A 12,635-nucleotide genomic window follows, 5' to 3' on the forward strand; every position below is an offset into this window, starting at 1 on the left:
CCACGCCTTCCCGGCAAACCCTTTCCCCCACCCGCACCCGAACCCCGCGCCCGCGCCCGAACCCCGCGCCCGCGCCTGCGGCCGCGCCCGAACCCCGCGCCCCGCAGCCCCGTGCCCGCACCCCACGCCCCGCGCCCGCGCCCGAACCCCGTGCCCGAACCCCGCGCCCCGCGCCCGCGACCCGCGCCCGCGCCCGAACTCCGTCGCGCGGGGCGTCAGAAGGCTGTGGCCGGGGGTGGGCCGGGCGGGAGTTCCCCGGGTCCGCGCAGGGAGCGCAGTCGGAAGGAGGCGAAGATCAGGGCGAGGCCGACGAGGATGGAGAACAGGCCGATGATCCAGATGAGGGCGAGGCCGCCCGCGCCGGGCCAGATCAGCAGGAGCAGTCCGAACACGACGGACAGGACGCCGCCCACGATGTACCACCATTCGCCGTCGATCTGGCGGCGCAGCCACACCCCGGCGATGATCTCGAAGACGCCGGTGACGATGGCCCAGCAGGCGATGACGATCAGCAGGACGAACGCGGTGATGGCGGGCCAGAACAGGGCGATGAGCCCGGCGAGGACGCCGAGCACGCCGGTGAACGCCAGCCAGCCGCGCGACTGTCCCGGGACGCCTTTGATCGCGTAGTACAGGGCGGTGATGCCGTCGACGAGCGCGTACGCGCCGAACAGGATCGCCAGCGCGAGGACGGTGATGCCGGGCCACACCCAGGCGATCACGCCGAACAGGACGGCGATGACGCCGCGCAGGAGCACAAGCCACCAGTGGCGCGCGATTGTCTCGATCATCGCCGTTCCCCCGATCTTGGGCCGTTCCTCCAGGGATGCCGCGCGCCGCCCCAAGCCAACCGGCGGTGACCGCCACGAAACGGTCAATGCGCTTCGGGCCGGGCATGGGACGGGCCCCCGGCGGCGTCGCCGGGGGCCCGTCAGGGACCCACCCGTCAGGGAACCTCTGTCACTGCGTGGCGATGGCCTTGAGGACGTCCATGCGTCCGGCGCGCCAGGCGGGCCACAGGGAGGCGAGGATGCCGACGAGCGCGGAGAACAGGGCGCAGACGCCGAGGAAGACGTAGGGGATGGACAGGATCGCCATCTCCTCTCCCCCGCTGCGTTGCAGCGCGATGCCGAACACCAGGCCCAGGCCAATGCCGAGGAATCCGCCGAACACCGCGATGACGACCGACTCCAGGCGGATCATGCGGCGGGTCTGGCGACGGCTGAGGCCGACCGCGCGCAGGAGCCCGATCTCCCTGGTCCGCTCGGTGACCGACAGGGTGATGGTGTTGACGACGCCGAAGATCGCGATGATGACGGACAGGGCGAGCATGAGGGTGAAGAAGATGAGGATGCCGTCGAGTTGCGCCATCGTCTCCTCCTTCAGGTCGGCCTGGTCGAGGACCGTCGCGCCCGGGAAGGGGTCGACGGCGGCGTCGAGGGCGTCGTGGACGGCGGCCCCGGTGGTGGTGGTGTCGATGGCGAGCAGGACGGGCAGCGCCTTGGGGGTGTGGGCGCGCCATGCCTCGGGGCCCAGGAGGTAGCTGCCGATGAACTGGCTGTCCTGGTAGACGCCGGCGACGCGCAGCGTCTCGGTCTTGCCGTCGGGGAACGCCGCGGTGAGGGTGTCGCCGGGGCTGAGCCCGTCGTCCTTGGCCTTGGTCTCCGACAGCAGGATGCCGTCGCGTCCGGTCTGCGCGGTGCCGGAGACCAGGTCGCGGTTGAGGACGCCGAGCATGCCCTGCGGCTCGCCGCTGACGTAGAAGGCGTCCTTCCCGTCGAGGGTGAAGGTCCCCTGCCCGATCTCGACGACGGAGGTGACGCCCGAGGCGTCGCGGACCGCCTTGACCGCGCCGGGCTCGAGGCCCGCCGGGCTCATGGTCTGGACGATGTAGTCCGCGCCGAACTGGCTGTCCACGACGTCGGACAGCGACGCCTTGATCGAGGACGCCAGGACGTTGACCGTGGTGACGAGCGACAGGCCGATCATGAGCGCGACGGCGGTGACGGCGGTGCGGCGCGGGTTGCGCTGCGGGTTCTGGCGGGCGAGCCGCCCCGACACCCCGAACACCTTCGGGTACCACCCGGCGAGGACCCGGATGACGGGCTTGCCGATGACGGCCGCGAGGACCGACGCGGCGAGCCAGACGAGCAGGACGCCGACGCCGATGAGCGCGAGGGTCTCCTCGGTGCCGCCCGTTCCGGCGAGGCCCGCGGCGAGCGAGCCCGCGCCGAGCGCGGCGAGGACCGTGCCGATGACCGCGCGGACCCGCAGGCCGCGCTGGGGCAGGCTGACGTCGTCGCGCATGGCGGCGACGGGCGGGATCTTGGCGGCGCGCCTGGCAGGGAAGTAGGCGGCGGCGCAGGTGACGAGGATGCCGACGGCGTAGGACCAGCCGATCGCGGCGGGGGTGAGGGACAGGCCGCTGCCGAGGTCGAGTCCCTGGGTGCCGAACACCGACTTCAGCAGCGCGGCGATGCCCGCGCCGACGAGGATGCCGAGGGTGGAGCCGACGACGCCGACGATGACCGCCTCGCCGAGGACGGCGCGGGTGATCTGGCGGCGTGACGCGCCGATGGCGCGCAGCAGCGCGAGTTCGCGGGTGCGCTGCCCGATCAGCATGGTGAAGGTGTTGACGATGTTGAACGAGCCGACGACGATCGACACGATCGCGAACGCGAGCAGGAAGTTGCGCAGGAAGCCGAGCAGCGTGTCGACCTCGCTGCGGCTCTCGTCGGCGAGCTGGTCGGCGGTGACGGCTTCAAGCCCGGCGGGCAGCAGCGGCGCGATCCTGTCGCGCATCTCGGTCTGGGTGATCCCGTCCTGGCCCTTGACGGAGATGAGGGAGTACTGGCCGGGCTCGAGCAGGAGCTTCTGGGCCGTCGCGGTGTCGAAGAACACGAAGGTGACGCCGAGGTCGTCGCCGCCCGCGAGGCCGGTGACGACGGCTTCCTCCTGCCCGCCCTGCACGGCGACGCGCACCTTGTCGCCGACGTCGGCCTTGACGCGTTCCGCGGTCTTCTCGCCGAGGACGACCTCGCCCGCCTTGGTCGGGGGCGCGCCCTTGGTGAGCGGGGTCGACGGGTCGCCGTTCCAGGCGAGGCCCATCTGGGGCGGGCCGCCGCCGCCGACGAGGTCGCCGGAGGAGTCGATGAGCGCGGCGAACCCGTTGACCTCGCCGCGCGCCTCGACGACGCCGGGCACCTTGGCGATCTCGTCCTTGAGGTTCTCGGCGATGGGCACGCCGGTGCGGACCGCCTCGTCCTGGCCGCCGACGGACGGCTCGGCCCGCACCGCGACCGTCGTGTGCTCGAAGAGGTCGTCGAACAGGTTGTCGAACGACTTGTTCGCGGTGTCGGTGAAGATGAGGGTGCCGGACACGAACGCGACGCCGAGGATCACCGACAGGGCGGTGAGGACGAGGCGGAGCTTGTGCGCGGCGAGGTTGCGGAGGGTGACGCGGGTCATGGGGGCCTTGGTCATCATCGGGCCGCGACCTCCGGCAGGTCGAAGCCCTTCATGCGCTCGAGGACGGTGTCGGCGGTCGGGTCGTCCATCGTGTCGACGATGCGGCCGTCCTGCAGGAACAGGACCTCGTCGGAGTAGGCGGCGGCCGCCGGGTCGTGGGTGACCATGACGATGGTCTGGCCCATCTCGCGGACCGAGGAGCGCAGGAACGACAGGACCTCCGCGCCGGAGCGCGAGTCGAGGTTGCCGGTCGGCTCGTCGGCGAAGATGATCTCGGGCCGGGACGCCAGGGCCCGGGCGCACGCGACGCGCTGCTGCTGGCCGCCGGACAGCTCCGACGGGCGGTGCTTGAGGCGCGGCCGCAGCCCGACGGTGTCGACCACCCGGTCGAGCCACTCCTTGTCGGCCTTGCGGCCGGCGATGTCGAGCGGGAGCGTGATGTTCTCCAGCGCGGTCAGGGTCGGCACGAGGTTGAACGCCTGGAACACGAACCCGACCTTGTCGCGGCGCAGCCGGGTGAGGGCGTTGTCGTTCATGCCGGTCAGGTCGGCGTCGCCGATGAACACCTGCCCGGACGTGACCGAGTCGAGGCCCGCCATGCAGTGCATGAGGGTCGACTTGCCCGAACCTGACGGACCCATGACGGCGGTGAACCTGCCGCGCCTGATGCCCGTGGTGACGTCGTCGAGCGCCCTGACCTCGGCGTCTCCCGAGCCGTAGGACTTGGTGACGTGCAGGACGCGCGCCGCGAGGTCCTTGGCGGGCGGGACGGGTTCGGCGGGGGTGTGCGACACGGGGATCTCCCAGAACATTATGGATGCGGTGATACGCACAACGTTAGGGAAAAGGGGTGCCTTCGCGGATCGGCCTGGGGGACGGGCTTGCCGCTCCCCCGGGCGCAGGAGGAGGGGCCCGGTGATCCTCCCCCTGAAGGAGGGGGTCCCCCGAGACGCCGCCCCCGGCTTCTCGGGGATCGCGCCCGAGGCGTCTCAGGGTCGCCTCAGCCGTTGCCGGGGCGGATCACCCCGGTCTCGTAGGCGTACACGACGGCCTGGACGCGGTCGCGCAGCCCGAGCTTGGCCAGCACGTTGCCCACATGGGTCTTGATGGTCGTCTCCGAGACGACGAGCTCACGGGCGATCTCGGCGTTCGACAGGCCGCGCGCGACCTGCCCGAGCACCTCGCGCTCCCGCTCGGTGAGGTGGTCGAGGCCCGGCGGCGGGGCCTCCTCCCGGACGGCCGGCAGGCGGGCGGCGTAGGTGTCGATGAGGCGGCGGGTGACGCTCGGCGCGATGAGCGCGTCGCCGTCGGCGACGATGCGGATCGCGGTGACGAGGTCTTCGGGCGGCGCGTCCTTCAGCAGGAAGCCGCTCGCCCCGGCCCTGACCGCCTCGATCACGTACTCGTCGAGGTCGAAGGTGGTGAGGATGAGGACGCGCGGGTCATGGGAGGCGGCCCGGTCGCGCACGATCCTGCGGGTCGCCTCGATGCCGTCGACGCCGGGCATGCGGATGTCCATCAGCACCACGTCCGGCAGGAGGGTGCGGGTCGCCTCGACCGCGGCCGCGCCGTCGGCCGCCTCGCCGACGACGGTCAGGTCGGGTTCGGCCTGGAGGATCAGCCGGAACCCGGCCCGCAGCAGCGGCTGGTCGTCCACCAGCAGGATTCGCGTGGCCGCCGTGCTCAAGTCATGCCTCCAAGGGGAACGTCGCGCGGACCCGGAAGCCGCCGCCGGTGCGTGGGCCTATCCGCAGTTCGCCACCATAGAGGGCGACGCGCTCGCGCATGCCCACCAGGCCGTGGCCGGATCCGCCCGCCGAGGCGTCGATGACGCCGCGGCCGTCGTCGCAGATCTCCACCACGAGGCTCCGGTCGCCGTAGTCGAGGCGCACCCAGGCGCGGGCGTGCGGGCCCGCGTGCTTGAGGCTGTTGGTGAGGGCCTCCTGGATGAGGCGGTAGGCGGCGAGGTCGACGCCGGTCGACAGGCGGCGCTCCCGGCCCGCGACGTCGAGCTCGACCGCAAGGCCCGTCTCGCGCACCTGCTCGATCAGGCCGGACAGGTCCTCCACGCCCGGCTGCGGGGACAGCTCCGAGCCCGGCGCGACGGCGTCGCGGTCGGTGCGCAGCACCCCGACGATCCTGCGCATCTCCGACAGCGCGGTGCGGCCGACCTGCTCGATCGTCGCGATCGACTCGCGGGCCAGGTCGGGGTCGCGGTCGATGATGCGGCGCGCCGCGCCCGCCTGCACGGTCATGACGCTGACGTGGTGGGCGACGACGTCGTGCAGCTCGCGCGCGATCCGTGAGCGCTCCTCGACGCGGGCGGCGCGGGCGTCGGCGAACCGCGCCTTCTCCAGCCGGGCCGCGCGGTCCTCCAGTTCGGCGAGGTAGGAGCGGCGCAGGCGGGTGCTGCGGCCCACCCACCACACCGTCGCCAGCAGCGCCAGGTACAGGGTGAGGGAGACCGCGTGGACGCCGGGCGTCGCGGTGGCCAGCAAGGCCGCCGACACCGCGAACGCGAGGGTCCCGGCCAGCACGCTTCTGGCCAGGGGCCGGTGCGCGGCGACGGTGTAGACGGCGATGAGCAGCGCGACGATGTCGCCCGACGGCTTCTGCCCCGCCGCGCCCAGGTAGACCTCCCCGGCCAGGACGACCGCGAGGACCCCGACGGGGAACCGCTGCCGCAGCGCCACCGCGCCCGTCACCGCGACGAGGACGGCGTAGGCGAGCGGGCCCGGCGCGGCGTACGAGGAACCGCCGCCGCCGGACACGTCGGCGAGGGTGAGCGCGGCCAACACCAGTGCGACGAGCGCGTCGAGGGCTTCCGGATGGCGGGCTGCCCGGGCTCTGAGGTCGCGGATCGGGGTGGTCACCCCCTAAAAGTAGGCCCCGTCCAGGAGTGCCCGCCCCCTCCGGGATGCCGAACCGGACCCCCTCCTTTCGGAGGAGGACACGACCCCGGCATACCCCGGAGGCGGACGGTCAGGGTCACGCGTCCGCGGCAGTCGCGGACTCAGGGGCCGGGCACGGGATCGGGCACCGGGAAGTGGCAGGCCACCGCGTGCCCCGGCGCGGTGTCGGCGAGCGGCGGGACCTCGGTGCGGCACACGTCCTGCGCCTTCCAGCAGCGCGTGTGGAACGGGCAGCCGGGCGGCGGGTTCAACGGCGAGGGCACGTCGCCGGTGAGCCTGATCCGCGCCCTGTCGTCCCGCGCCGCCGGGTCGGGGATCGGGACGGCCGACAGCAGCGCCGTCGTGTACGGGTGTTTCGGCCTGGTGTAGAGGTCGGCCTGGTCGGCGACCTCGACGATCCTGCCGAGGTACATGACGGCGACGCGGTCGGAGATGTGCCTGACCACCGAAAGGTCGTGCGCGATCACCACATAGGTGAGGCCCAGCTCGTTCTGCAGGTCCTCAAGCAGGTTCACCACCTGCGCCTGGATCGACACATCCAGCGCCGACACCGGCTCGTCGGCGACGATCAGCTTCGGCTTGAGCGCGAGGGTCCGCGCGATCCCGATGCGCTGCCGCTGGCCGCCGGAGAACTCGTGCGGGTACCGGTTGTAGTGCTCCGGGTTCAACCCGACGAGCTCCAGCAGCTCCTGAACCGCCTTCTTCACCCCCTGCGGGGTCTCTATGTTCTGGAGGTGGAACGGCGCACCCACGATCGAACCGACGGTTTTACGCGGGTTCAGCGACGAATACGGATCCTGGAAGATCATCTGGATGTCGCGGCGCAGCGGACGCATCTGCCCCGACGAAAGCCCGGAGATCTCCCGGCCCTCGAAGGAGATGCTCCCCGACGTCGGATCCTCAAGGCGCATGATCATCCGGCCGGTGGTCGTCTTGCCGCAGCCCGACTCCCCCACCAGCCCCAGCGTCTCGCCCTTGCCGACCGAGAACGACACCCCGTCGACCGCCTTGACCGTGGCGACCTGACGGCGCAGCAGACCCGCGTGCACCGGGAAGTGCTTGCGCAGATCCCGCACCTCGAGCAGCGGCCCGTCGGACGCGCCCCCGCCGGATTCACCGGCCCCGCCGGAGGCAGGTGCCTTCTTCATGTCGGTGCTCATGCTCTCCCCGCTCCCCGAGCCGTCCTTCACAGCTTCGGCCTGATCTCGGCGTCCCAGACGCGGCGGCGCTCGGCCGCGTCCAGGTGGCAGGCCGCCCGGTGCGTCGGCTCGAGCTCCACCCGCAGCTCCGGCACCTCGGTCTCGCTCAGCCCGCACGTCAGCTCCGCGTAGGCGCAGCGCGGATGGAACGCGCACCCCGACGGCAGGTTGATCAGCGACGGCGGCGCGCCCTTCACCGGCATCAGCCGCTCCGACCGCGCCCGGTCAAGACGCGGCATCGACCCGAGCAGCCCCCACGTGTAGGGGTGCAGGGGCCGGTGGAACATGTCGTCCACCCCGCCGTACTCCACGCACCTGCCGCCGTACATCACCAGGACGTCGTCGGCGAGCTCGGCGACCACCCCGAGATCGTGCGTGATCATGATGATCGCCGAGTTGAACTCGCGTTGCAGATCGCGCAGCAGGTCGAGGATCTGCGCCTGCACCGTCACGTCGAGCGCGGTCGTGGGCTCGTCGGCGATCAGCAGCTCCGGGTCGCACGACAGCGCCATCGCGATCATCGCGCGCTGCCGCATCCCGCCGGAGAACTGGTGCGGATAGTCGTCCACCCGCTTGTCGGGCGTCGGGATGCCGACCCGGCCGAGCATGTCGATCGCGTGCTTGCGCGCGACCTTCTTCGACACGTCGTTGTGAATCCGGTACGCCTCGACGATCTGCGCGCCGACCGTGAAGAACGGGTGCATGGACGACAGCGGATCCTGGAAGATCATCGCCATGTCCCGGCCGCGCAGCCGCCGCACGTCGTCGGGGTCGGCCGACACCAGCTCCTTGCCGTTCAGCCAGATCTCGCCCGACACCCGCGCGTTCTTGCGGTTGTGCAGGCCGAGGATGCCAAGGCTCGTCACCGACTTGCCCGACCCCGACTCCCCCACGATCCCGAGCGTCCTGCCGCGCTCGACCGCGAACGACAACCCGTCGACGGACTTGACGAGCCCGTCGTCGGTCGGGAAGTGGATGCGCAGGTCGGCCACCTCGAGGAACGGCCTGCGCCCCTCCTCCGGCGGACTACTCGGCTCGGGCACAGCGGGCTCCGCCTCGCTCACGACAGCCTCACTCTCGGGTCCACGACGGCATACAGGACGTCCACCAGGAAGTTCAGGAACACCACAAAACCCGTCGCGACGAGGACCACGCCGATCACCATCGGCAGGTCACCGGAGAAGATCGACTGGATGGACAGCGCGCCGAGCCCCGGCAGCCCGAACGTGCTCTCGGTGAGGACCGCGCCGCCGAGCAGCACGCCCAGGTCGAGGCCGAAGATGGTGAGGATCGGGGTCAGCGAGGAGCGCAGCGCGTGCTTGCCGATCACGGTCCGCTCCGGCAGGCCCTTGGCGCGGGCGGTGCGGATGTAGTCCTCACCCAGCGTGTCGAGCATCCCCGCCCTGGTCAGCCGCGCGTACAGGGCGGCGGTCAGGAACGCCAGGGTGACCCAGGGAAGGATGAGGTTGTAGAACCACTCACCGGGACTCTCGGTCAACGGGATGTACTTCACGCCCTTCGGCCAGAGCTTCAGACCGTAGGCGAAGATCGTCAAGGACAGCAGACCGGTGAAGTAGATCGGCAGCGACACCCCGGCCAGCGCGGTGATCATCGCGGCGCGGTCGAAGAGACTGCCGCGCCGCAGCGCCGACAGGATGCCGATGCTGACGCCGAACACCACCCAAAGGATCGACGCGCCGAGCGCGAGCGACAGGGTGACCGGCGCGCGGTCGAGCAGGGTCGGCAGGACGGGCTGCGACGTGCGGAAGGAGTAGCCGAGGCACGGCGGCGGGCAGTGGATCTCGCTCGGGCCGTTGTCGTAGTTCTGCCCCGCGACGATGCCCTTGGCGAACCGCGCGTACTGCACGACGACGGGATCGTCGAGCCCGAGGCGTTCCTTGATGTCGGCGATCACCTCCTCGGTCGCGGCCTTGCCCGCGTAGGTCGCGGCGATCTGGTCGGTCGTCTGCCCGGCGAGCTTCGGCAGGACGAAGAAGATGCCGAACGTGACCATGCTGGTGACCACGAGCATGGCGACCGCCCCGAAGAGACGGCGGATGATGAATGACAACACGGGCGGCGGCCGGGACCCGGCCCGTCCGCGAACGGACGGGCCGGGCCGTGGGGCCTTTCACCTACCTTCTAGTCCAGCGTGCGGCAGGCGGTCAGCGGACGCCGATGTTCAGGTAGTCGTACATGCCGCCGTAACCCTCGGTGATGGTGAGGTTGGTGACGTGCGGCGGGCGGACCAGCAGGATCTTGGCGTAGATCAGCGGGAGGATCGTGGCGTCCTCCATGACCAGCTCGTCGATCTTGGTGTAGATCGCCTCGCGCTGGGCGATGTCGGTGTTCTTGGCGGCGTCGTCCAGGAGCTTGTCGACCTCGGGAAGCTTGGTCTCCTGGATGTTGGTGTTGCCGGAGTCGCGGATGGTGCGGCTGTCCACGATCTGCGACAGGAAGCCGTAGCCGGACGGCCAGTCCGGCGCCCACGCCATCGACAGCAGGCCGACGTTGTTGTCACGGATCCACTTGGGCGAGCCCGCGAACTTGCCGAAGTAGTCGCCCGCAGGGACGCTCTCGATGTCGACCTCGATGCCGACGCGCGCGAGGCCCTGCTGGACGGCCTCACCGGCCGCGACTTCCTTCTCACGGTCGGAGCGGACCGAAAGGGTCGTCTTGAAGCCGTTCGGCTGCCCGCACTCGGTCAGCTCCTGCTTGGCCTTCTCCAGGTCGCCGTGGTTGTCGGCGCCCGACGGGTAGACGTTCGCCTCCTTGTAGCCGGTGACGCTCGGCGGCAGGACGGTGCTGGCGATCGAGCCGCCCGCCTCCGGGCCGCCGTGCGCGGTCTGGGTGGAGACCTTGTCGAGCGCGTACTGGACGGCCCGGCGGCAGTGCACGTTGTCGAACGGCTTCACGTTCGGGTTGACGCCCAGGTAGCGCAGGTAGCCCGCGACCGGGTTGTCGGAGTTGGCGCGGTTGGCGGAGTTGCCGAGGACCTTCGGCTGTGCGCCCTGCTGGACGCCGGTGCCGGGCAGGTCGATGTCGATCGCGCCGGACAGGAGCCGGTTGTCGAGGTCGTCGGCGTTGATCTTGAGGGTGACCTCGATGTTCTCCGGCAGCGCCTTGTTCGCGCGGACCGGGTCGGTCGCCGGGTCCCAGTGGGGGTTGCGCGACAGCTTGAGCACCTTGCCGCGCTCATAGGAGTCGATCTTGTACGGGCCGGTGGACAGGATGGACTTCTCGTAGTCCAGGCCGGTGTCCTTGGCCGCGGGGACCGGCGAGGTCTGCATGGAGACCAGGTAGTCGAACTCCGCGAACGGCTGGTTCAGGTGGAAGACGATGGTGGTGTCGTCGGGGGTCTCGATGGACTCGAGGCCCTTCTCGGACTTGTCGTCATACGGGCCCTTGTAAGGCTCCTTGTTGTCCTTCAGGTAGCCCTGGAAGTAGTGCGGGCCCTGGGTGAGCTCCTTGGTGAAGTTCGACCGCTCGACCGCGTGCTTCACGTCCTTGGACGTGACGGGGGTGCCGTCGTCGTACTTGATGCCCGGCCGGATCTTGTAGGTCCAGGTGAGGCCGTCGTCACTGACCTGGCCGAGGGACTCGGCGAGGTCGGGGACCAGCTCCTGGGTCTTGCCGGGCTCCGGCGAGAACGTCGTCAGCGCCCTGCTGTACAGGCGGCCGAAGTTCATCGAGTAGGCGTAATACGTATTGCCCATGTCCGGCGAGTCCCAGTCGTCGGAGTGGCCGAACCGCAGGGTTCCGCCCTTCGCGTCGGAGGGGTTGGCCATGCCGGTCAGCGCGAAGTCGGCAGGCGACGTGTCGAAGGAGTCGCCGTCGTCGCCTCCGCCGCACGCGGAAAGGCCCGCGGACAGCATCAGCGCCACCGCGGCGGCCGCGACGGCTGTGAACCTGGTCTTCAACCGGGTTACCTCTTCCTGATCTGGATTTTCGTGGGGGGCGGGGGGTTCGGGGGCCTCCGGCGGGTCGCCGTCAGCGGGAGCGGGGGTCGAGGGCGTCGCGCAGGCCGTCGCCGAGGAGGTTGAACGCGAGGACGGTGAGGAAGATCGTGAGGCCGGGGAACACCATGAACAGCGGGGTGTTCTCGTAGCTGCCGACGGCCTCGCTGAGCATGCCGCCGAGCGACGGCAGCGGCGGCTTCACCCCGACGCCCAGGAACGACAGGGACGCCTCGAACAGGATGTTCGTCGGGATGAGCAGCGTGGAGTACACGATGATCGGCGCGACGAGGTTCGGCAGGACTTCCTTGAAGTAGATGTAGGAGTGGCTCGCGCCGAGCGTGCGGGCGGCGTCCACGAACTCGCGCTCGCGCAGCGACAGGGTCTGGCCGCGCACGATCCTGCCGATGTAGGGGCAGTTGAAGAACCCGATGATGAAGATCAGCACGCCGATCTTGAGGGCGTTGCCTTCGATCCCGTAGACCTCGCGGGGCAGGATGCCGACGAGGGCGATCGCGAACAGCAGCAGCGGGAACGCCAGCAGCGCGTCCATGAACCTGCTGACGACGGTGTCGACGATTCCGCCGAAGTAGCCGGCGAGGCCGCCGATGACCACGCCGATCGACACCGACAGCAGGGTCGCGCCGATCGCCACGAGCAGCGAGACGCGCGCGCCGATGAGGATGCGCGACAGCAGGTCGCGGCCGCTGGTCGGCTCGACGCCGAGCAGGTGGTCCCAGCTCATGCCCGAGTGCAGCCAGCCGCCGTGCGGGCGCTGCATCGACGGGTCGATGAGGTCCTGGTTGAACAGGTTGGGGTCGGGCAGGAACCACGGCCCGACCAGGGAGGCGATCACGAGGAAGACGATCGTGAACGCCCCGGCGATCGCGACCTTGTCGCGTTTCAGGCGGATCCAGGCGATCTGCCAGAGGGATCGGCCCTCGATCGCCTTCCCCAGACCCTTGACGATCTGCTCGGGATGGGCCTCGAGGTCAGACCCGGTCACCTCGATGGGCGCGGTCACGCTCACGAACCTCCACGCAGCGCGGGGCTGCCTTGAACTCTGTCGTGAAGCACAGTCGCCGCGCGGCGGTCGGCAC

Annotated in this window: 10 protein-coding genes; all 10 read right to left on the bottom strand. The window is 70.5% G+C overall.

Going from position 1 to position 12,635, the window contains the following annotated elements:
• Positions 1–215 precede the first annotated feature (215 nt).
• Positions 216–791: an HdeD family acid-resistance protein gene (locus tag R9X44_RS31185; protein WP_319817932.1), complete on the bottom strand. Its 576-nt coding sequence runs from the start codon at positions 789–791 to the stop codon at positions 216–218.
• 169 nt (positions 792–960) lie between these two features.
• Positions 961–3,468: an ABC transporter permease gene (locus R9X44_RS31190; protein WP_319817933.1), complete on the bottom strand. Its 2,508-nt coding sequence runs from the start codon at positions 3,466–3,468 to the stop codon at positions 961–963.
• A 14-nt stretch (positions 3,469–3,482) separates the two neighbouring features.
• Entirely contained in the window at positions 3,483–4,280 is a 798-nt protein-coding gene (locus R9X44_RS31195) for an ABC transporter ATP-binding protein (protein ID WP_413775002.1), read from the bottom strand.
• Between the two features lie 188 nt (positions 4,281–4,468).
• The gene (locus R9X44_RS31200) at positions 4,469–5,155 is read right to left on the bottom strand and encodes a response regulator transcription factor (protein ID WP_319817934.1); all 687 of its coding nucleotides are present in this window, start codon (positions 5,153–5,155) and stop codon (positions 4,469–4,471) included.
• 1 nt (position 5,156) lies between these two features.
• Complete coding sequence (locus R9X44_RS31205) at positions 5,157–6,341, bottom strand: sensor histidine kinase (protein WP_319817935.1); 1,185 nt, start codon at positions 6,339–6,341, stop codon at positions 5,157–5,159.
• Positions 6,342–6,481: 140 nt separating this feature from the next.
• Positions 6,482–7,528, bottom strand: a complete 1,047-nt coding sequence (locus R9X44_RS31210) for a dipeptide ABC transporter ATP-binding protein (protein WP_319818062.1) — start codon at positions 7,526–7,528, stop codon at positions 6,482–6,484.
• 38 nt (positions 7,529–7,566) lie between these two features.
• Positions 7,567–8,622 (bottom strand): ABC transporter ATP-binding protein, encoded by a 1,056-nt coding sequence (locus R9X44_RS31215; RefSeq protein WP_319818063.1) that lies wholly within the window; start codon positions 8,620–8,622, stop codon positions 7,567–7,569.
• 17 nt (positions 8,623–8,639) lie between these two features.
• Positions 8,640–9,653: an ABC transporter permease gene (locus tag R9X44_RS31220; RefSeq protein ID WP_319817936.1), complete on the bottom strand. Its 1,014-nt coding sequence runs from the start codon at positions 9,651–9,653 to the stop codon at positions 8,640–8,642.
• A gap of 91 nt (positions 9,654–9,744) precedes the next feature.
• Complete coding sequence (locus R9X44_RS31225) at positions 9,745–11,499, bottom strand: ABC transporter substrate-binding protein (RefSeq protein ID WP_319817937.1); 1,755 nt, start codon at positions 11,497–11,499, stop codon at positions 9,745–9,747.
• 70 nt (positions 11,500–11,569) lie between these two features.
• Positions 11,570–12,559, bottom strand: a complete 990-nt coding sequence (locus tag R9X44_RS31230) for an ABC transporter permease (RefSeq protein ID WP_319817938.1) — start codon at positions 12,557–12,559, stop codon at positions 11,570–11,572.
• Positions 12,560–12,635 lie beyond the last annotated feature (76 nt).

Source organism: Actinocorallia sp. A-T 12471, assembly GCF_033875155.1.
Taxonomy (GTDB): domain Bacteria; phylum Actinomycetota; class Actinomycetes; order Streptosporangiales; family Streptosporangiaceae; genus Actinocorallia.

What these genes read in the sequence shown, in the direction of transcription:
- R9X44_RS31185 (WP_319817932.1), bottom strand. Translation starts at nt 791, where the DNA reads ATGATCGAGACAATCGCGCGCCACTGGTGGCTTGTGCTCCTGCGCGGC.
- R9X44_RS31190 (WP_319817933.1), bottom strand. Translation starts at nt 3,468, where the DNA reads ATGACCCGCGTCACCCTCCGCAACCTCGCCGCGCACAAGCTCCGCCTC.
- R9X44_RS31195 (WP_413775002.1), bottom strand. Translation starts at nt 4,280, where the DNA reads ATGTTCTGGGAGATCCCCGTGTCGCACACCCCCGCCGAACCCGTCCCG.
- R9X44_RS31210 (WP_319818062.1), bottom strand. Translation starts at nt 7,528, where the DNA reads ATGAAGAAGGCACCTGCCTCCGGCGGGGCCGGTGAATCCGGCGGGGGC.